Origin of the sequence: Ructibacterium gallinarum, from assembly GCF_014982785.1 — a bacterium.
Lineage (GTDB): Bacteria > Bacillota > Clostridia > Monoglobales > Monoglobaceae > Ructibacterium > Ructibacterium gallinarum.
Genome location: NZ_JADCKB010000006.1, coordinates 64,028 through 84,745 on the forward strand (window position 1 = coordinate 64,028; position 20,718 = coordinate 84,745).

General features: G+C 38.5%; 18 protein-coding genes, 2 tRNA genes and 1 other RNA gene. 5 read left to right on the forward strand and 16 right to left on the reverse strand.

The features are described 5' to 3' along the window. Positions 1-46: 46 nt before the first annotated feature. Together ffs and nifJ are read right to left on the reverse strand one after the other, a co-directional pair. An RNA gene (gene ffs / locus INF28_RS04085) (signal recognition particle sRNA large type) lies at positions 47-313 on the reverse strand. Positions 314-455: 142 nt separating this feature from the next. After that, positions 456-3,989, reverse strand: coding sequence for a pyruvate:ferredoxin (flavodoxin) oxidoreductase (nifJ, locus tag INF28_RS04090; RefSeq protein ID WP_226392201.1), 3,534 nt, complete (start codon positions 3,987-3,989; stop codon positions 456-458). A gap of 425 nt (positions 3,990-4,414) precedes the next feature. On the opposite strand from nifJ, the gene INF28_RS04095 reads away from it, so the two are divergent. The 4 genes from INF28_RS04095 (at position 4,415) to gatB (ending at position 9,697) form a co-directional block, all read left to right on the forward strand. After that, complete coding sequence (locus INF28_RS04095) at positions 4,415-6,457, forward strand: efflux RND transporter periplasmic adaptor subunit (RefSeq protein ID WP_226392202.1); 2,043 nt, start codon at positions 4,415-4,417, stop codon at positions 6,455-6,457. A gap of 64 nt (positions 6,458-6,521) precedes the next feature. Beyond that, positions 6,522-6,806 (forward strand): Asp-tRNA(Asn)/Glu-tRNA(Gln) amidotransferase subunit GatC, encoded by a 285-nt coding sequence (gatC, locus tag INF28_RS04100; protein WP_226392203.1) that lies wholly within the window; start codon positions 6,522-6,524, stop codon positions 6,804-6,806. Positions 6,807-6,815: 9 nt separating this feature from the next. Then, the gene (gatA, locus tag INF28_RS04105; protein ID WP_226392204.1) at positions 6,816-8,291 is read left to right on the forward strand and encodes an Asp-tRNA(Asn)/Glu-tRNA(Gln) amidotransferase subunit GatA; all 1,476 of its coding nucleotides are present in this window, start codon (positions 6,816-6,818) and stop codon (positions 8,289-8,291) included. Beyond that, positions 8,264-9,697, forward strand: a complete 1,434-nt coding sequence (gene gatB / locus INF28_RS04110; protein WP_226392205.1) for an Asp-tRNA(Asn)/Glu-tRNA(Gln) amidotransferase subunit GatB — start codon at positions 8,264-8,266, stop codon at positions 9,695-9,697. Before gatA ends, gatB begins: the two co-directional genes overlap by 28 nt. Positions 9,698-9,747: 50 nt before the next feature. Here gatB and INF28_RS04115 read toward each other — a convergent pair whose 3' ends face one another. After that, positions 9,748-10,524 (reverse strand): TPM domain-containing protein, encoded by a 777-nt coding sequence (locus INF28_RS04115; protein ID WP_226392206.1) that lies wholly within the window; start codon positions 10,522-10,524, stop codon positions 9,748-9,750. A 119-nt stretch (positions 10,525-10,643) separates the two neighbouring features. Continuing rightward, positions 10,644-11,216 carry a LemA family protein gene (locus tag INF28_RS04120; RefSeq protein WP_318961721.1) on the reverse strand — a complete coding sequence of 191 codons (573 nt, stop codon included), beginning with the start codon at positions 11,214-11,216 and terminating at the stop codon, positions 10,644-10,646. A 203-nt stretch (positions 11,217-11,419) separates the two neighbouring features. On the opposite strand from INF28_RS04120, the gene INF28_RS04125 reads away from it, so the two are divergent. After that, entirely contained in the window at positions 11,420-11,845 is a 426-nt protein-coding gene (locus INF28_RS04125) for a hypothetical protein (RefSeq protein ID WP_226392207.1), read from the forward strand. A gap of 81 nt (positions 11,846-11,926) precedes the next feature. On the opposite strand, the gene INF28_RS04130 is transcribed toward INF28_RS04125, so the two are convergent. The 12 genes from INF28_RS04130 to INF28_RS04185 form a co-directional block, all read right to left on the reverse strand. Next, positions 11,927-12,616 carry a PHP domain-containing protein gene (locus INF28_RS04130; RefSeq protein WP_226392208.1) on the reverse strand — a complete coding sequence of 230 codons (690 nt, stop codon included), beginning with the start codon at positions 12,614-12,616 and terminating at the stop codon, positions 11,927-11,929. 14 nt (positions 12,617-12,630) lie between these two features. Further along, a complete protein-coding gene (locus INF28_RS04135) occupies positions 12,631-13,479 on the reverse strand; it encodes a polysaccharide deacetylase family protein (RefSeq protein ID WP_226392209.1) in 849 nt (282 codons plus the stop codon). A gap of 132 nt (positions 13,480-13,611) precedes the next feature. After that, entirely contained in the window at positions 13,612-14,511 is a 900-nt protein-coding gene (locus INF28_RS04140) for a hypothetical protein (RefSeq protein WP_226392210.1), read from the reverse strand. Between the two features lie 158 nt (positions 14,512-14,669). After that, positions 14,670-15,263, reverse strand: a complete 594-nt coding sequence (locus INF28_RS04145; protein ID WP_226392252.1) for a polysaccharide deacetylase family protein — start codon at positions 15,261-15,263, stop codon at positions 14,670-14,672. Beyond that, positions 15,264-16,814 carry a recombinase family protein gene (locus tag INF28_RS04150; protein WP_226392211.1) on the reverse strand — a complete coding sequence of 517 codons (1,551 nt, stop codon included), beginning with the start codon at positions 16,812-16,814 and terminating at the stop codon, positions 15,264-15,266. It lies immediately after the preceding gene. 67 nt (positions 16,815-16,881) lie between these two features. After that, positions 16,882-17,019, reverse strand: coding sequence for a hypothetical protein (locus INF28_RS04155; protein ID WP_226392212.1), 138 nt, complete (start codon positions 17,017-17,019; stop codon positions 16,882-16,884). Positions 17,020-17,165: 146 nt separating this feature from the next. Then, positions 17,166-17,240 (reverse strand) — tRNA-Glu (locus INF28_RS04160). A gap of 22 nt (positions 17,241-17,262) precedes the next feature. Next, positions 17,263-17,339, reverse strand: a tRNA-Met gene (locus INF28_RS04165). Positions 17,340-17,554: 215 nt separating this feature from the next. Then, positions 17,555-18,382 (reverse strand): sugar phosphate isomerase/epimerase family protein, encoded by an 828-nt coding sequence (locus INF28_RS04170; protein ID WP_226392213.1) that lies wholly within the window; start codon positions 18,380-18,382, stop codon positions 17,555-17,557. Between the two features lie 31 nt (positions 18,383-18,413). Beyond that, positions 18,414-19,568, reverse strand: coding sequence for a Gfo/Idh/MocA family protein (locus INF28_RS04175; protein WP_226392214.1), 1,155 nt, complete (start codon positions 19,566-19,568; stop codon positions 18,414-18,416). Between the two features lie 118 nt (positions 19,569-19,686). Continuing rightward, entirely contained in the window at positions 19,687-20,367 is a 681-nt protein-coding gene (locus tag INF28_RS04180; protein WP_226392215.1) for a class I SAM-dependent methyltransferase, read from the reverse strand. Between the two features lie 147 nt (positions 20,368-20,514). Continuing rightward, complete coding sequence (locus INF28_RS04185; protein ID WP_226392216.1) at positions 20,515-20,718, reverse strand: hypothetical protein; 204 nt, start codon at positions 20,716-20,718, stop codon at positions 20,515-20,517.

Here is a 20,718-nt window from a genome sequence, read left to right on the forward strand (position 1 = left end):
GGGAAAATTTCGCTACAATGTATTTTTTTGAATATAATATAAAAAGTCATGTGCTTGCCTTCGAAAAAACAATACCCGCGTTACCTGAACAGTAAGCTCAAGTCTGGCTGCCCTACGGCACATCAAAATAACTGCTTATCGCTGCTGCGTTCCCGCCCTGACGAGGTTCACAGGTTTCGATTGCGCAGGACCAGACCGTCAACACCACTTGAACAGGGCAGGCCGGACACGGTTCTCCCTCATGGCAAGTTTTCATCCCCCCTATAGCGGATTGAGGGTTACAAGGCACCGCTACCACCCCGATTTAACATGACCAAATTATTATATCACAGAGCTCCGCATCAAGTCAATGCTTTTTTATAAAATTAAATAAGTTACATCTAATCTCGGCTGTCGATACATAAAAAAATCCACGGTAAATTCTCAAAAGGAATTTACCGTGGAACTCATTATACTTAGTCTTCTTTTGCCATTTTCTTATATACAGCATATCTGGCTGCAAGATCTTTTTCCGCTTTGTCAAAGAGCTGATCTGCAATTTCGGGATAACCTTTCTTGAGCATCAAGTAACGGTTTTCACCCATCATGAAGTCCTTGACATTGCCGGTTGGTTCTTTAGAATCAAGAATAAATGGATTCTTTCCTTCCTCTGCAAGTTCAGGATTATATCTCCACAGATGCCAGTAACCTGTTTCCACAGCTTTCTTTTCTTCAGCAATAGAATTACCCATACCGCCTTTGGCCTTAATACCATGGTTGATACACGGTGCATAGGCAATCACCAGAGAAGGTCCATGATAAGCTTCTGCTTCTTTAATAGCCTTTAAGGCTTGTGCCATATTTGCACCCAGTGCAATCTGTGCAACATATACATATCCATATGTAGTTGCAATCACGCCCAGATCCTTTTTCTTTACTTTTTTACCAGATGCCGCGAACTTAGCAACAGCTGCCGTCGGGGTTGCTTTGGAAGACTGGCCGCCAGTATTGGAATATACCTCTGTATCAACAACAAAAATATTAATATCTTCTCCAGAAGCAATAACATGATCCAAACCGCCGTAACCAATATCATAAGCCCAGCCGTCACCGCCGAATACCCACTGAGAACGCTTTACCAGGAAGTCTGTTCTGTCAGCAATTTCCTTTATGGCAGGATTGCTCATATCTGCATCTTTGATCAAAGCTTCGATCTTTTCAGCCGCAGCTTTGGAGCCAGCCGCACAATTTTTAGCATCTATCCATTCTTTAAACGCAGCTGCCAGTTCAGGAGCAACGACATCCATAACCTCGTTCATCCGAGATTCCAGTGTAGCTTTGATTTTTCTATTGGCAATTACCATTCCAAGGCCAAACTCAGCATTATCTTCAAACAAAGAGTTTGCCCAAGCCGGACCTCTGCCATTTTCATCCTTGCAGTAAGGCATGGACGGAGCAGAGCCACCCCAGATTGAAGTACATCCGGTTGCATTGGCAATCATCATTCTGTCACCAAACAATTGTGTAATCAGTTTAATATACGGAGTTTCACCACAGCCTGCGCAAGCGCCGGAGAATTCCAAATAGGGCTGTGCAAACTGAGAATTTTTCACATTTGCGCTCTTATCCACCAAGTTTGCCTTATTGGAAACCTTGTTCATAGCATATTCCCAATTCGGTTCTTGAACCGGTGCCACATCATCAATAGGTTTCATTACCAAAGCCTTGCCTTTTGGTGCAGGACATACATTTGCACATACGCCGCAGCCCAAACAATCAAGAGGAGAAACCTGCATTCTGAATTCAAGTCCGCCAAATTCTTTGCCGATAGCTTTCAAAGTCTCAAAGCTTTCCGGTGCACTCGCTTTTTCATCCGCATTAACCAAAGCAGGACGAATTGCAGCATGAGGACAAACCAGAGAACATTGATTACACTGAATACAAAATTCCTTCTGCCACTCAGGAACCAAAACTGCAACGCCGCGTTTTTCATATCTGGAGGTTCCAGTCTCAAAAGTACCATCTTCCCGGCCCGTAAAGGTACTAACCGGAAGCTTATTGCCGCGCTGAGCGTTAACAGGATCTACAATCTTGGTTACAAATTCCGGACGACCGCTTTCGACCGTATCTTCATCTACTGCATTTTTCCAGTCAGCAGGTACATCGATCTTTACCAGTGCATCGATAGCCCCATCAACTGCAGCGCAGTTCATATTAACGATTTCATCGCCTTTTTTGCCGTAAGTTTTCTTAATTGCTTCTTTAATTAAAGTAACTGCACGATCAAACGGAATTACTTCTGAAAGCTTAAAGAAAGCACTTTGCGTAACCATATTGATACGGTTCGGTCCAAGCCCTACTTTAACTGCTACGTCTACAGCATTAATGGTATAGAACTGAATGTCATTTTCCGCAATATAGCGTTTTACATGTCCGGGCAGCTTTTCATTTAATTCTTCCGGTGTCCAGACACAGTTCAGCAGGAAAGTGCCGCCTTTTTTCAAGCCTTCCAATACATCATATTGATATACATAAGCAGGTTTGTGACAAGCAATATAGTCCGCTTCATCCAGCAAATAAGTAGATTTGATAGGTGTTTTACCGAATCTTAGGTGAGACATGGTAACACCACCGGATTTTTTAGAATCGTAATCAAAATATGCCTGTGCATACATATCGGTATTGTCGCCGATGATCTTAATGGCATCTTTATTTGCGCCAACCGTACCATCGGAACCAAAACCCCAGAATTTACACCGGGTAGCACCTGCAGGAGCAGCATTCACTCTTTCACCCAGGTCAAGAGACAGATGCGTTACATCATCGTTGATACCGATTGTGAATCCCTTCTTCGGCTCGGCAGCATCCATATTGTTAAACACAGCAACCAGTTGTGTTGGGGTAGTGTCTTTCGAACCAAGACCAAACCGTCCACCGATGATTTCCGGTGCATTCTCGCAATCTTTATACAGGTTGCAGATATCCAGATATAACGGTTCGCCCAAAGAACCTGGTTCTTTCGTACGATCCAGAACTGCTATTTTCTCTACAGATTTCGGCATTACATCAAAGAAGTATTTAGCAGAGAACGGTCTGTAAAGGTGAACTTCCAGTACGCCGGTTTTCTCACCTTTGGCATTTAGATAATCTACTGTTTCTTCAAGAGCCTGACATACACTGCCCATGGCTACAATAACTTTTTTCGCATCCGGAGCGCCGTAATAATTAAACGGCTTATACTCTCTGCCAGTAATTTTAGAAATTTCCTTCATATAGTCCGCAACAATATCCGGAATCTTCTCATAATAACTATTGGCAGCTTCGCGCCCCTGGAAATAAATATCTCCATTTTGCGCCGTACCTCTTAATACAGGATGTTCCGGATTTAAAGCACGGTCTTTAAATGCTTTCAGCGCATCCATATCTACTAATTTTTTCAAATCTTCATAATCCATCACTTCAATTTTCTGAATTTCATGAGAAGTGCGGAATCCATCGAAGAAATGAAGGAATGGCACACGTCCTTTGATAGCGGCCAAATGTGCAACGCCGCCCAAATCCATAACTTCCTGCACGCTGCCAGATGCCAGCATTGCAAAACCGGTCTGACGACAAGCCATAACATCCTGATGGTCACCGAATATATTCAGTGCATGAGCAGCAATTGCTCTTGCGCTGACATGGAAAACCGTCGGCAGAAGCTCGCCGGCAATTTTATACATATTAGGGATCATGAGTAAAAGTCCCTGAGAAGCTGTAAATGTAGTAGTAAGTGCACCCGCCTGCAGAGAACCGTGTACCGCACCAGCCGCACCAGCCTCAGACTGCATTTCTACAACCTCTACGGTCTCGCCAAAAATATTTTTCTGGCCCTTTGCGCTCCACTCATCAACATATTCAGCCATGGTTGATGACGGAGTAATGGGATAGATTGCTGCGACTTCGGTAAACGCATACGCGCAATGTGCCGCAGCGCAGTTACCATCCATGGTCTTAAATTTCTTTGCCATGATGATTTTGCCTCCTTGGTATATTTTAAAAGGTTAATTATTTTTCAAAATTTCGGGTTATTCCGAAACCACAAATAAGTATAACACAAGTATTACAGAATTTCAAATAGTTTTTTTCAAAATTAGAAATTTTGTTTAATTTTTGTCTAAAGGCACAAACTAATTGTGTTATTCCGGTTTTCTTTGTCCAAAATCGTAAATAAATGTATATCATTTACCATTTTTCTGTAAAAAAACTATTTTGTTTTACCAAATTCTATTTGTTGTGTACAGAAACAAAATTGTATTGAAAACTTAACATTTCGTTAACATTTATAGGGTTGGACTTTGTTATAATACTATGGTATAATTTAGAAAGAACAGGTTTATCATGTTTTGCGCTATGTACCCCTTCTTGGCAGAACATGGTTTTAGGAGGTATATTGATGTCTGATTGGCTGCGCAAAATGCGCAATGTCGTAAAAAAAGACCAAAAACAAGAAGAACTGGAAGATTTTATACTTTTGCAAGATACAGAAGAAAACTTAAAATCTGACAACAAAATAACGGACGTATCAGAATCAGAAAAAAATGATGTAGAACCTGCCTTTTCAACGTTAGAAGAGATGGAAAACACAGATCTGCATACATCTGGAGAAGATTCGATATCTAGTTCAGATTTTTTGGAAGATACCCGTTCTTTTTCGGCAGACGAACTATACGAAGTTCAAGCTGCAGATTCAGCAGTTGACACAGAGGAAGACGGTTCTGTATATTACACTGGTGAGAATCTTGAAGAAGAAACGGATTACTCCGCATATGCCCCAAAACAGGCAAACGAGGAAGACGAAATTTCTGAAAAAATATTTTTTAATGCTGAAGACGCCGACATCTCTGATGCAGAAAATTTTACCGGTACTATAAAACCTTTTTTCAAAAAGCATAAATCTGTGTTAGTTGGAATTGGTGTATCGCTTGGTGTTATTGTACTGATTTCGGGATTAATTATGATTTTGGCCGTCACAATGGATCCCCTGCGCGGCTATTCACAAGTAGCAGTTGCAAAGGGAAATGTAATTCATTCGATGAATACAGAAGGAACCATGTCTGCAAATGCACGATATGCCATCACATCTCTTGTATCTGGCGCAGTTGTAAAATCAGAACCAGAAGTTGGGGACTATGTTTCTGAAGGATCGGTTCTTTATGAACTGGATAATACAGAAGCAAAACTAGCAGTAGAACGTGCTCAAAACCAACTGGATCGTTCCAAGGCAATTGGTTCAGCGGCAAAAACATCAACCTCTAAAATATATTCGACGGATACAGGAACTATTTCACAATTGAATATTAGTTCAGGCAGCCGGGTTTCAGCCGGGCAGGTAGTCGCAATCATTCGCCGCTCAGACGATACCTCTGTTTCTGTCATTTCTACGGTAACAGGAACAGTTTCATCTGTGAATGTTCGTCAAGGCAGGAGTGTTACCAATGGGACTTTGATTGCTTCAGTTACAGATGAGGATGCTGAAACCACCCAAAAAACAAATACCTATGATCAGAAAAGCAATGAACTAGATTTGGAAGCTGCAAAAAAACAGCTGGAAAACTATACAATTAAATCACCGGTTAGCGGTATTGTTACAGAAAAGAATACCAAGGCCGGAGATAATGTCAGTATGACAAACTTAGAAAACCCGATGATGGTAATTGTGGATATGAATTCCATGAAATTTACCTTCCAAGTAGATGAATATAGTATCTGGGAAATTGAAACGGGACAAAGCGCAATTATTAATACAGATTCAATACCAAACGAAACTTTTGCCGGTGAAGTTACACGGGTTGCCAGTGAAGGAACGGTCAATGAGGAAGGGGAAACCATGTTTGATGTTGATGTGACCGTAGATGAACCAGGTAATCTCAAAGCTGGTATGAAAGTGAGTGCCAAGATCATTCTTGCCTCTTCTACCAATGTCATGTATCTTCCGGAACAAGCTTTAATGGAAGCAGACGGGCAAAATGCTTTGGTTCTCGTCAAAGAAAGTTCTGTCAGCGAAACGGAAACTGCTGCACCCACTGCTACTTCTGATTCAGATGGGGCCAGTGATGAAGAATTGGCTTTTCCATGGATTGAAGTTCCCAAAGGCTGCAAATTGGTTACTGTGCGTTATGGTATTGCGGACGGGACTAATGTAGAAATTATTTCTGGTTTGGAACTTGGCAATATTGTTGTATTTGATCCAAAACGGGAGAATAAAAAGCTGGTTTCCTCCACCGCAGGTACTGAGTCAAACAACACAGACGTTAAAAATAATTCTGGAAGTGATTTGCCCGCGGCAACTGGAGCTCCGGCCTCTTCGTCTGCAATACCGTCTGCCACATCCACCAAGAAGCCAAATCCTACCTCTTCTGTTTCTGATGAAGAGGCAAAACGTCAGATTCAGCAAAAAGTGAAGGATAATAATCAAAATAATTCCATGTCGTTATAATGAACACAACGGCTGCGGCTTTTTTGCCCAGCCGTTTTCTTATAAATCTTTAAGGAGATTTTTTATGAATATGAATCATGAACTTGTCAGTAACTTGGCTCAGCTTTCTGCCCTTGAACTCTCCGAGAATGAAATGGCAGCTGTATCTAAAAATTTGACCGCAGTTTTAGAAAGCATGGAAATTCTGCAAAGTCTTCCCCTGGATGACGAAAACGATCGTGAAACCTTTTTTTCAGCTGCTGAACTGCGTCAGGATGAAGTAAGGCTATCTTTTTGCCGAGAGGATATTCTTCAAAATGCGCCGCAGACAGACGGCAGTTATTTTATTATTCCCAAAACCATAAAATAGGAGAATATCATGAATATTTTGAATTACTCAGCATTAGATTTAGGCAATGCATTAAAAAAAGGTCTCTGCTCTGTTCTGGAAGTAACAGATGCTCTTCACCAGCGTTTAGAAGCAACCTCGTTTCTTAATACGGTTATAACCATCGATTGGGATCAAGTGCAAAAAGATGCTGCATTACTCCAGGAAAAGATTGAAAAAGGTATGCTTTCTTCTCCCCTCGCCGGCGTACCTGTCCTAATTAAAGATAATATATGTACACGCTTCATACCTGCGACATGTGCTTCTAAAGCTCTACTCAATTTTATTCCTCCTTATGATGCATATGTCATTGAAAAAATGAAAACTGCTGGGATGCTGATTTTGGGTAAAAGTAATATGGACGAATTCGCCATGGGTTCTACAGGAGAAACTTCCTTTTTTGGACCAGTCAAAAACCCTTGGAATCCGTTGTATGTTCCTGGTGGTTCATCCAGTGGCTCGGCAGCAGCTGTAGCTGCCCGAAGTGTTTTTTGCGCACTTGGCACTGATACAGGCGGAAGTATTCGCCAACCGGCCTCACACTGTGGTATTACAGGTATAAAACCATCTTATGGCAGAGTATCCCGCCGTGGCCTGATTGCCTATGCTTCTTCCATGGATCAGATCGGAACCATGGCCAGAAGCGCTCTTGATTGCCAGGCCATTTTATCCATTATATGTGGTCAAGACAAACTTGATTTCACCAGCCGAAATGGTAAATCTATTTTTTCTAAAGCAAAAGGTGTAAGAGATCTTGTTATTGGTATACCAGAAAATTTATTGCAAGCAGCCCAACCTGAAATACAACAATGTATTTTAAATTCTGCACAAATTTTTACATCCATGGGAGCTGTTGTCAAATGGACAAAGCTTTCATATACTCGTGAAGCAGTAGCAGCTTATTATATTTTAGCCTGTGCAGAAGCATCTTCCAATCTAGGACGTTATGATGGCTGGAAATATGGGGAAAGAACCCCTGCTGTTACCTTAAACAAGCAGCTTTGCCGTACTCGATCGGAAAAACTTGGTGCTGAAGTAAAGCAACGGATTCTTTTAGGAAGTTTTGTACTTTCTTCCGGACATTTTGATGACTATTACCGAAAGGCAGAAAAAGCACGCAATCTAATACGCAAAGCCTTTCAAGAAGCATTTGAAGACTGCAATCTCATATTAACTCCAACAGCGCCGACTACTGCACCCAAAATAGGGGAAATGCTTCAAGAGCCTGTTAAAATGTATCAAAGCGATCTACATACCGTTGGTGTCAATCTTGCAGGATTGCCAGCAATTTGTTTTCCAGGTGGTCTAACCCATTCGTATATGCCGGTAGGTATCCAACTGATTGCACCGGATATGGAAGAAGCGCTGTTGTTTCAAGCAGTTGAAGCTTTTCAGAATGTATCTGATTTTCATTTGCAATCTCCGGAGGTGAATCAATCTTGCAGTTACAATGTGTCATCGGATTAGAAATTCATGCTGAGCTCAAAACGAAAAGTAAACTTTTTTGCGGTTGCAGTACTGCCTTTGGCGCGCCGCCCAATACACAATGCTGTCCGGTGTGCACCGGTATGCCAGGTGCGCTTCCTGCCTTGAACCAAACTGCGTTGATTTATGCTATCATGGCAGGTCTCAGCCTTCATTGTGAAATCTCCCGTTATACTCGTTTTGACCGCAAAAATTACTTTTATCCGGATCTGCCTAAGGCCTATCAAATTTCACAGCTTTATGCGCCTTTGTGCCGCAACGGATTTCTTATCTCTCCACTTTTTCCTAAGAAAAAAATTCGGATCCGTGAAATTCATTTAGAGGAAGATGCGGGTAAATTGATTCATGACCGTAGTTCCACAGAAAGCTACTGTGATTATAACCGGAGTGGAGTTCCCTTGATCGAGATCGTAACCGAGCCAGACTTTGTATCTGGTTTGGAAGCCTCGGAATTCATCAAAGCCCTCAGGGAGATTTTTTTATGTCTAGACATTTGTGATTGTAAAATGCAGGAAGGCTCTCTTCGAGCGGACATTAATATATCCTGCCGTCAGACAGGTAGCTCCCAACTTGGAACCCGCACTGAAATAAAAAATCTTAATTCCCTTCGATCGGTGATTCAAGCTGCTGACGCAGAATTTCACCGTCAGACTGCTTTGATCAAAAAAGGCAAATCCATTTTGCAGGAAACCCGACGTTGGAATGAAAACACGGGAAAAACTGAGTCCTTGCGAGTTAAAGAAAATACCGCAGAATATCGTTATTTTCCCGAGCCGGACCTTCCACCCCTGTGTTTAAATGAAAATTGGGTCACCGCAATAAAAGAAAGGCTGCCCGAACTGCCTGATGCAAGAAAAGAACATTGTCTGTCTTTGGGTCTATCGGAAGAAAATGCTGCATCACTCAGTGCTGCTCCTGATCTATATTCTTTCTTTCTCTCAGTTGTGGATCATAATGTATCAGCCCGAAAAGCAGCAGGTTGGATTCTAACCGATGTCTTGCATTTTCTCCGCAGCAGTAAAAAAGAATTGTTGCAAACATGCTTAACCCCAAAAATAGCTGCAGAACTACTTATCTTGATGGAAAAAGGAAAAATAAACAGAGAAGGTGTTCGTCAGCTTACCCAAGTGCTATTGGACAAAAACATAGATTTACAAAATTTCATTCAATCACATGGACTGGCTTTGAACAACAACACAGTGCAAATTAATGACGCGATAGAAACCGTGATTGCTGAAAATCCGAAAGCGGCAACAGATTTTTACAATGGAAATTCTAAAACGATTGGATTCTTTATTGGACAAACTATGAAATTACTAAATGGTTCTGGAGATCCCAAATTGATACGACGTATTCTCCTTCAAAAGCTAGACGAAAATTTATCATAAAAACACCATATGGATGCCATATGGTGTTTTTAACATATTATTATATATTTTTAAAATCCTCGGGAAGCACCACCGCCTCCGCCACTGCCGCCACCTCCGCTGAAACCGCCAAATCCTCCGCCGGAAGAACTTCCAAAGCCGCCGCCTCCAAAATAACCGCCGTAAAATCCACGGCGGCGATAATACCGTCCGCCGCCTCCTGGAGGCCCCATATGACGAGTAAAAAAGCTCAGTAAAAAAACCAATATTAAAACCCCAATAATTACACCCGCACCTGGTTCTTCTTCCTCTTTGGAATTCTTTTCATAATCCGCCAAAGATTGGACATTTTGAGGAACCGTCAATCCATATTCCTGGTATACTTCGCTCAACAGCGCGTTATACAACTGGTAAATGCCTGTATCATAATTATTTTCATTTAATGCAGGGATGGCACAAACATCTATCAGACGTCCAATTTTTGCATCATTCAGAACGCCTTCCAAACCATATCCCACATTAACGCCAATTTTTCTGTCGCCGGTAGAAACTAGAATGACAATACCGTTGTTTTTTTCGCTTCCAACTTGCCAACTGCGTAAAATATCTAATCCATAATCCATAACATCACGGCCGTTTAAATCCGAAACAGTAACCGCGACGATTTGCGCTCCAGTTGTTTCTGCCAATGCGGCGGATTGTTCTACAATAAAATTTTCCGTTTCATTCGATAGTACACCAGCAAAATCGGCTGCATAGAACAACCTTGGCGGCTCCTGTGCAACATCTGCAAAAACCGACAGATGGATCAAGTAGGAACAAAGCAATATCCAAAGAATTCGTTTCATTACGATCTCCAATCTGCCGCTGTGCACGGCCATAGGTACTTGTTGTTTTCTCTTATTTGCACAGCAAAAAAAACATAAGAGAAAATTAAATTTTTATATGGATTGGTCGATGTTTGTTGTTAATCAAAGCTGACTTGCGGCACCTGCTCCGCGCCTTCAGTTGCTTCAAAATATTCGGCTTTTTCAAAACCAAATAAATTTGCAAATATGACTTTGGGAAACTTTTTTATCATGGCATTATATTGCTGAGCCGCATCATTATAATCTTTTCTGGCTACCGCAATCCGGTTTTCTGTACCGGCAAGTTCATCCGACAAAGCGATAAACTGTGTATCTGCTTTCAATTGGGGATAGTTTTCTACTACAACAAGCAAACGGCTTAATGCACTACTCAATTCGCTGTCTGCTTTGCTTTTTTCTTCCGTGGTCTGTGCTCCAGCTAACTTCGACCGAGCATCAGCAATATGGGTTAAAACTTCATTTTCATGATCTGTATAACCTTGTACAGTACTTACCAAATTGGGAATCAAATCATTCCTTCGTTGAAGCTGTGTATCAATATTAGCAAGCAAGCCGTCAATTTTTTCACGTTCTTCTACTAAGCCGTTGTAATTGCTGACACAACCTATTGTTATCAAAACAATAACTGCAATAATACATACCACAATAATCCAGCCTTTTTTCATTTTCATCTTCCTCTCCATTTCTGTTAGATTTACTATAACATATTCTTTCAAAAAAAACAAGAAAAATCCTTATTGCAAAAAGATATAGGGACCGGAATATTTTATGGTATTTTTTTCATTTTTTAGGAAATGCTATGGTTATAAACATAAATCAAATTTTTTCCGTATCAGATCTTGGCCGCTGCGGAACGGCAGAAAGGAACAAAAAAATGCAGGAAATAGAAATATTGAATCACATCCATCAAAACGCGGATATGGCTCGAGACAGTTTGAATCATATTTTAGATTTATCACACAGCGCTGATTTTACTCAAGCTGTACAGTCGCAAATTAAGGAGTATCAAGGTGCATGTGACCTCAGTGAACAAATGCTTGAAGCGCGAGGTGAAAAAAGTGAAAACGCACGAATGATGCCCAAAATGATGGCAGACATTACTAGCTGGATGCGTGCATTAAAAGATCCTACCGACTCTCAGCTTGCGGAAATGGTGATAGAAGGAAGCACAATGGGCATTACAAAGTTAACAAGGCAAATTCATGACTATACTGGTGATGATAAGGAAGTTCTATCCTTCGCCAAAGACCAAGTAAAGAGAGAACAGGATAATATTGAAAAAATGAAAACTTTTTTGTAAACAACATTTTGATCTGATTAAAAACTATATTATAAAATACAAGCAGGGTTTCTCTATAGATTCATTTTCCTGCTTGTATTTTTATATGTGAGAAAATCCATCTTTCGTAATAATATGTTTGGGGTGTGATAAAATAGCCTGAATCAAATCTGCTTGATTTTGAATAACGCCAGGAACAATAATACCACCTCGTCCTGCATCACCAATATTATGAAAATCCGAACCGCTGGTTGCAACTAAATTATATTTCTCAGCCCAAGCATATGCAATATCATTTCTGGACGCATGCCTTGGATTTCCATTAAATGTTTCAATTCCATCCAACAATTCTGGTGGTATGATCGTCATGGCATTTCTGAATGGGTGTGCTTGTATCAGAAGCATATTGTTTTGATGAACTAAATCAGAAACTTCTTTGATGGATAGTTTCCTTAAATCAATGCTATTTGTCGCTAAAAGTTTTAAAAATGTCTTGTTAATCCCGTAAATTAAATAATCATTAGACGAGCCACAGCAAAGCTCCATTCCCAATAAAACTTTTATTCTGTTTTTTGCTGCACGAATTGTATTATAATATCCATTCAAAAAGAAATTAATTTTTTCTTCAACCGAAGCAGACTCTAAATTTTCAAAGGTACCTTGATTAAAATGATCGGTAACCACAATTCCATCGTATCCCATTTTAATATAGATGCTTACCATTTTCTCTGCCAAAACCTGGCTACATTTGCTGACCTCTGCTGTATGGCAGTGAAGTTCCCATTTTTCCAAATTCAATTCCTCCGTTAAGTAGCAAAATTGTCTTCTTTCAAATCAAAAAAATCGTCAAATTGTTCTCTAAATTTTTGTACAACCCTTTTAAGCCGTGATCGGGTTTGATATTTTAAGCTGCCTTCTATCGACCAAAGTGCTGTGCTTCGGTATACACCGCCACGGCTGATTTCAAAACACGGATCATAACCTAAATTCAAAGAATTTACAGAATATGCAAGATTAAAAAATTTTTTTACATGTTTAATCACGGTTTGATCATAAAAGCCTCCAGGATAGGAAATAACCTCAACCGGTTTTCCAGTAATACTTTCAACCGCATCTTTTGATTTTTGCAATTCTTCATCTATTTCCTGAACCGGCAATTTTGCTAAATTCACATGATTCCAGGTATGACTCTGGATACTGACAAAACCGCTGTCTGACATCTCCTTAATTTGCTCAGGTTTTAAATATTCTGGCTTATTAATATAAGAACCAACCATAAAAATAGTTGCTTTTGCTTTCAATTTTTTTAAAATGGGAAATGCATTAGTATAATTGTCCTCATAACCATCATCTAAGGTAATCACGACTGGTTTATCGTATCCGGAGACATTTTGAATCTCATTTGCAAAAATCGGTGTGTATCCCTGCGACTTGAGATATTGAATATGCGCTTCAAATGCTTCTGGTGTTACATATAACTCTGCATCCCCTTCTCTGGGATTTTCATCAATGCAGTGATACATATAAACAGGTATACCCGGTTCATTCACCCAATACCAAAATAAAGTGCACGCTAAAATTGTCACCAATATTAAAATTCCAGTTACCGCAAGAAGAAAAAAATCTTTTTTTGTCAAATGATATTTTTGACTCATATGCATTCCTCCTTTCTTCTATGCTATTATACCAGTTTTCTTCCAATTCGACAAGTTTATATAAAAATCATTTTAAAAATATAATAAATTACAATATTTTACTTTTATGGGTTGTATTTCATGTGAAACATATTAACTATTTCCGCAGCGCTCTGTATGTTTTTGCTCTAAATCAGATGCCTCCATATGGCGCTTCAGACGTGGAATAAACCGCTGGGCAAAAGTACCTTTTCCTCGGCTTTTGATATAAAAGAAGCCAATAACAGAAAAAGCAATTGCACCAATAAAATTAACAATTAAATCTTTCATAGTATCATAAATACCTACATCGAGATAACCACCCAGGCCAAAGGCGTATGACGACTCAGGATTTTCATTCACAGTCATATTTTGGCCTACTGCAATCACATCCTCTATACCACGTATGACAATAGGAATATTTTCTCCGTCTGGGTTTAAATTAACAGTGGCTATAGTGTTTAAAACAGTATCTTTTTGCATATCGGTCAGTGTCAAAGCATCCATGCCAAATTCAAAAAATTCCCATAGAACACCAATCGTCATAGAAAAACAAAAGGCAACAAGAGCAACAAAAAAGGGAGAAAGTTCAAATTTAAAGCGTTCACTCTGATTAAAGATGTCAACCATAGACACCCCCACTGCCGCCATTAAAAAACCATTCATGGTATGCAGCATAGTATCCCACCATGAGATCTTTAAATAAAAAGCACGAATTTCACCTAAAATTTCTGCACTAAAAATAAATAAAACAATAATGACTTCTAAGGTATGTGGTAATGTAATTTTTAATTTTCGATCCACAAAGGAAGGAATTAAAAATAAAATTAAAGTAAGAATACATGTAAAGCAATTTTCATAATTCTGCGAAAAAAATTGTCCTACAAGAACTCCTAAAACAATGCAAGTCAGTATAATATATAAAATAGACATACTTCGGCGGTCTTTAGAAAAGTTTTGCATTAATTCTCGGCGCCTTCGGCCTTTTTCGCTGTTTTTCTTTTGGTTTGTCATATAAACCTCCTCCGCCGCAGTGCCGGCACAAAAGATATGTATAATAAAAATATTTTAGCATACTCATCATGAAAGGTCAATACATCTTTATACATTTATCATAGAAAAGCAGCCTGCACAAACGCAAGCTGCAAAAATGATGCGGCACATGATAAGTTTTATTCATTTGTATTTTGATAACACTGTTTCCCTGCTTGATCAATAGAATAATTTTCATAATATATCAATTGAGAAATTGGAACAAAGCAATAACCCTCACCCTGTAATTTCTCCAAAATATCAGGTAAAGCTTCTGGAGTATGAAGAGCCGCATTATGAAACAGGACAATAGATCCTGGTTTTATTTTTTCGGTGACGCGTTTGGTTATTTCAGGTGCGGAAAGATTTTTCCAATCCAGACTATCTACATCCCACTGGATGGTATAACAGCCAGTTTCTCTTGCAGCCTGGACTACAGTGTCATTATAATCACCATATGGTGCACGAAGTAAATTAGGGCGTTTTCCTGTCACTTGTTCAATTTTTTGATTGCAAGCTTCAATTTCTGCTTTCATTGCTTCTTTTGACATCTGTGTCATATGTGGATGCGTGTCAGAATGATTCATTACTTCATGCCCGGCATCGGACAACGCTTTTACTGATTCCGGAAATTTATCCACCCACTGTCCCACAACAAAAAAAGTTGCTTTAACATTATATTTTCCAAGAATATCAATTAATTGCTGTGTGTCTTCATTCCCCCAAGGTAACAGTTAATTAGGAAGGTCTCTAAATTTATATTGTAGCTTAATTTTTTTGCCCTCATAAATATGTATTTTTTCATAAAATGCCCCTAAAATTAATCGGTCTAATTGTAGGATCTCTAAATGTTGATTGAATTGGTGAATAAAGGGAGGCTCCGCTGTTTTGACATTTTTTGTACATTGTTGCTGCATTTCGAGTATCAGTTTTTTCAATTTTTCTTCCTGCTGTTCGTAATCTGATTTATAGTCAAGAAAATCTGTCTTAGATAGAATGCCTTGGCAATAGTTTTCATAGCTTACTTTTTTAAAATGTTTAATTTTATTTAATTGTATTTCTAAATTTGATAATTGATTTTCTATATGATAATTGCATATTTTTTTTGCTTCTGCTTTAGCCAACTCTTCTTTTATACATTTCTGATATATTGTTTTACTTTGTAAAATATAATTTATGTCCTGCAAAATAATATCAACTAATACATTTTCAGAAATTGAATGAGGTGTACAAACCCCTTTATACCTTTTATGGGTACCACACGTATACCATATTTTACTGCCCCATTTTGTTTTTGTCATTGCCCTGCCACAATCACCGCAAGACAGAAAACCTGCAAAGAGTGAAACATTTTGATTTAAAGGAAGCTGCCTGGCACGTCTTTTCAACAAATCTTGCGTTAATATCCATGTTTCGCGGTCAATAATAGGTTCATGCGTATTCTCCACTCGAATCCATTTTTCTGGTTCTACCAAAGCAGAACCGTAATGAAATTTACTACAATTATTTTTATGCTGTACCATATTGCCAATGTATATTTCATTTTTTAAAACAGTATTGATTGTACTGTATGTCCAGTAAGTAGTTTTGCCCAGTTTGTGACTGTTAGTATAATTTTCACCTATTGCTTTTTTATATTCCGAGGGGCACAGTATCCCTTCATGATTGAGTATATCTGCAATTTTTATTTTACCACAACCTTCACAAAACAGTTTAAAGATTTTTTTTACAATGGAAGCTGGATATGGATCAATAATAAGCTTATACTTATTATTTGGATCTTTCTGATACCCATATGAAGGAAATGCACCCATAAACATCCCTAATTCCTGTTTATTTCTAAAAGTTGAGATAATTTTTCCAGATATATCCCTGGCATATTGTTCGTTAAAAATATTTTGAATAGGCGTAATCATACTATACTGTCCGGTTAATGAATCTACATTATCATTAATTGCAATAAATCTTACTCCAAATGCAGGGAAAATTTTTTGCAGATAATTTCCCACATCAATATAATCTCTTCCAAACCGAGAAAGATCTTTCACAATAACACAATTGATTTTTCCATTTACAATATCCTGATACATTCGGATAAATTCAGGTCTGTTAAAGTTTGTTCCAGAAAAATTATCATCAGAATAAAAGTCTGCAAGATGTATGTTATTTTGTTTTGTTACATAATGTAAAATAAGTTCTCTTTGGTTTTTTAAAGAATCACGCTCTGTTTTATCCCCATCTTCTCTTGAAATCCTACAGTAGGCCGCTGCATAATATTTTGGCATGATCTACCACCTCTAATGTTATTTTAATAAAAAGGCCGAGGAGTTTTAAAATCCCCAGCCTTTTATTTCATTTTTGCTTTGATATAATTAAATTTCTAATACAATCTTCCATTTTTTCTTTACCGCTCTCCCGTTCAATATCATATCCGCAAATTTTTAATGGTAATTTTTTTTGTATCATTTTATTTTCTACTTTTTCTTTCATCATCATCATCCTTTTTAGTATATATATGATTTAAATGAAAAAGTATTACAAAAAATAGATAGGTTATTATTTATAAATTGGTATAATAGGTTAGAAAATGTGCTATAAAAAACCCCACAATCCGTAAGGATTGCGGGGGGATTAACTGGTGACTCCTAGGGGATTCGAACCCCTGTAGCCGCCGTGAGAGGGCGGAGTCTTAACCACTTGACCAAGGAGCCGCAATTCCGCAGAAGCGGAAGTTGGTAGCGGTAACTGGATTTGAACCAGTGACACTACGGGTATGAACCGTATGCTCTAGCCAACTGAGCTATACCGCCATATGCAAATTTCCTTGTCATAAAAGACCATCACTCTCAATGAGCACAAGCGTTATTCTACCAGAATTTACGGCGAATGTCAAGTGTTTTTTTGGAATTTTTTTATCTTTTTATAAAATAGATATCTATAGTAAAGCAATATCGGTAATTCTTATATGAAATCACCTTAGTACACCGTTTTATAGGTGCACCAAGGTGAACGCAGAAAGCCTATATTATAATCCAAGATTTTTTAAATACTCACGGCTCTCTTTAGCAGCTTCCATTGAAGGTTGATCATAAGAAAGATCCTGTTCAACAATAACTATTTCAGCTCCAGCTTTGTCAGCTGCTTCCAAAATAGCCGGCATATTTTGTACACCATGACCGACCGGCCGGAAACGGAAACCGTTATCATCTCTACTTGCATTACTTTCATCTGCTTTTCCAATTAATTCATATACTGGTCCATTTCCAAATTTTTCGCACACAAAATCTTTTAGATGTACTACCTTGATTCTTCCAGCGTATTTCAAGAGATATTTAACCGGATCATATCCTGCATAATGTACCCAACAGGTATCAATCTGCGGCTGAAGATATTCGGCTGGGATCGTTTCATACAACCAGTCCAGAAGAAACTTTCCGTCTGCTTTATTAAATTCAAAATCATGATTATGATACAACTGCTGAATTCCATTTTGCTTTAGGAGTTTTCCGGCTTCTGTAAAGTTCTTCACAGTTTCCTCCCAACCCGGAGTCCCCGCTAGACGATTCACATCATAATGAGGAATTGCACAATACTTGGCACCAATTACTTTCAAAAAATCAACTGCTTTTTGACCTTCATTTAAAAAACATTCTGGTCCTTGATGAACAGATACACATTCTAGGTCATAACGATTCAGCATTTCCTTTACTTCTTGAGCGCTATGATCAAAAAAACCCGCAAACTCAACATAATCATAACCAATTTCCTTAACGCGCTTCAAAGCAGCATCCATATTCTTTTCCATTTCATCCCGAATCGAATATAGCTGCAGACCAACTTTAAATTTTTTCATAGAAAAAACTTCCTTTCTTATATTTCTAGTCTTATATTTCTGGAATGGTAATTTCGATTTCGCGTCCCAATTTTCCGGATTTGACAATACCATCCAAAATAGCTTGGTTATAAATAATCTGACTGGTTGGTACCGGTGCTGTACCACCTTCTTTGATTGCATCCAAGAAAGAACGGATCTTATCATAGAACAGTCCTTCACCTTGTTGTTTAATAATCGGAATTTCGGTTTCTACCTGCTCTCCAGCAACTTCGTGATAAATTTTCATAGGACCACCTACCGTACCATTCCAACATTCAGTGGATGGTATTCTAAGCCCGCCTTCTGTTCCTAAAATCAAAGTATCACCGGCAGTATCCATATTCATTGCCCAGGAAATTCTGAAATCCAGAATAATGTCTCCTTCAAGACGAATAAACGCAGCAGCAAAGTCGTCTACACCGAACACTTTTGCATATTCCGGATGCGTCGGATAGGTGGAAGGCCGTGTACCAAAATAATCTGATTTATAGCCGGAAACTGTCAAAGGCTTTGGATAACCAATTGCATTCAGCACCATATCCAAAGAATAACATCCAATATCACCCAAAGCGCCAATGCCACCTGTTTTAGCGTCAATAAATGTGGTACCGAAAGGCGTTGGAATTCCACGCCGACGGCCACCGCCGGTTTGGATATAATAAACTTTTCCCAATTCTCCGGACTCTACAATTTTCTTAATCATCTGCATGTTGGGATCCAAACGGGGTTGAAACCCAATCGAAATTATTTTTCCACTTTCTCTTTCTGCGCGGCAAATATCAACGGCTTCTTCAATGGTAACACACATTGGTTTTTCCAGTAAAACATTAACACCTTTTTGCAATGCATAAATTGCACATTCAGCATGTGTCATATTATATGTACAAATACTTACTGCATCCAGCTCTTCTGCATCCAGCATAGATTTATGGTCAGGATAGCATTTTACACCTTCTACATCCCATTTTTTAAAAAAAGCCTCGGCTTTGCCGGGAACCAAATCAGCTCCTGCAACTATTTCTATATCTGGCATTTTTTTATATTCAACAATATGCGCGTCAGCAATCCAACCGGTACCAATAATTCCTATCCGGAGTTTTTTGCTCATGTCAATTTCTTTATGTTCTTGATTTTCTTTGAATTGATTTAAAATATCTGTTCCCATTTCCATTCTCCTTTTTTATATTTTTTCTACATTTTTTCAGTATAGCACAAGAACCTTTTTTGTGCTACAAAATCTTTGCAAAAAAATATCAATTCTTTGTCATGAAAATTTATTCTTTTTATCGTATTGCTTTTATCGTATGAGTTGCATTCCAGGAATTTAAAAGTTCAACCTTTTGAAATCCTGCTTGCCGCAAAGCATTCATTTCATGCAAAACTGTTAAGGGTGTATCAAAATGATACAACACCTCATCTTTAATTCCCTGCATTTTTTTCAAACGTTCTAATTCTTTCCTGCAAGACCATTCTTCTTCATTAGAAAGGGCAAAAAAATCTGTTAGAATAAAATAGCCTTCTGGTTTTAAGGCATCTTTCACCTTTTGATAAAGAAAAATTTTTTCTTCTAATGTAAAATGATGTAGAGATTCCACTGAAACAGCAGCGTCAAAAATTTTTATTCCCATCGGGACATCAAAATAAGAACCTACAATCAGATTTAATTTCTTGTCTGGAAATTTATTTTTCAACACTTGAAGCATTCCCGGCGCAAGATCAATCCCTGTAATTTGCGCAGATGGATTCCATTCATAATACGGTTCTAATTCAAGCCCCGTTCCACATCCAAGATCAAGTATCCGGGCATTTACCTTTCTCGGAAGGGAATGAGCCGTAAACAAATAAAATTCTTTTGCATAGGCAATACAGTTGAACTGATGCTCTTCGTATTCATTTAAACGGTGATCAAAAAATTCGCCCATTTTTTCCAGCATAATAACCTTTTCCTTTCTATGTCTATTCATATTTTTGTGTGGAAAAAACATCTGTTTCTTTCGTTTGTTATCTATTCTCCATCGTCACCAGCAAGTTTAAGTATAAAAAAGATGCTGCCGTAAATAATGACTATTTACCGACGGCTCTCTTATCAAGTATTTAAAATCATGTATGTCTTATTGATCTTGTTTTTTGCAGTGTTTTCCCTTTTGTTGTCCAGGAAGAACCACTCCGTCAATCTTTATTTCACGGTACTCTTCTCCTGTTTCTAGACAACGACCACAATTATCGCATTTTTTAAAAGGATTCAAATCACAATAATCACACTCTCCACATTCATTGCAAATTTTGCCTTCTTCTAACACACACATTTTCGGCAT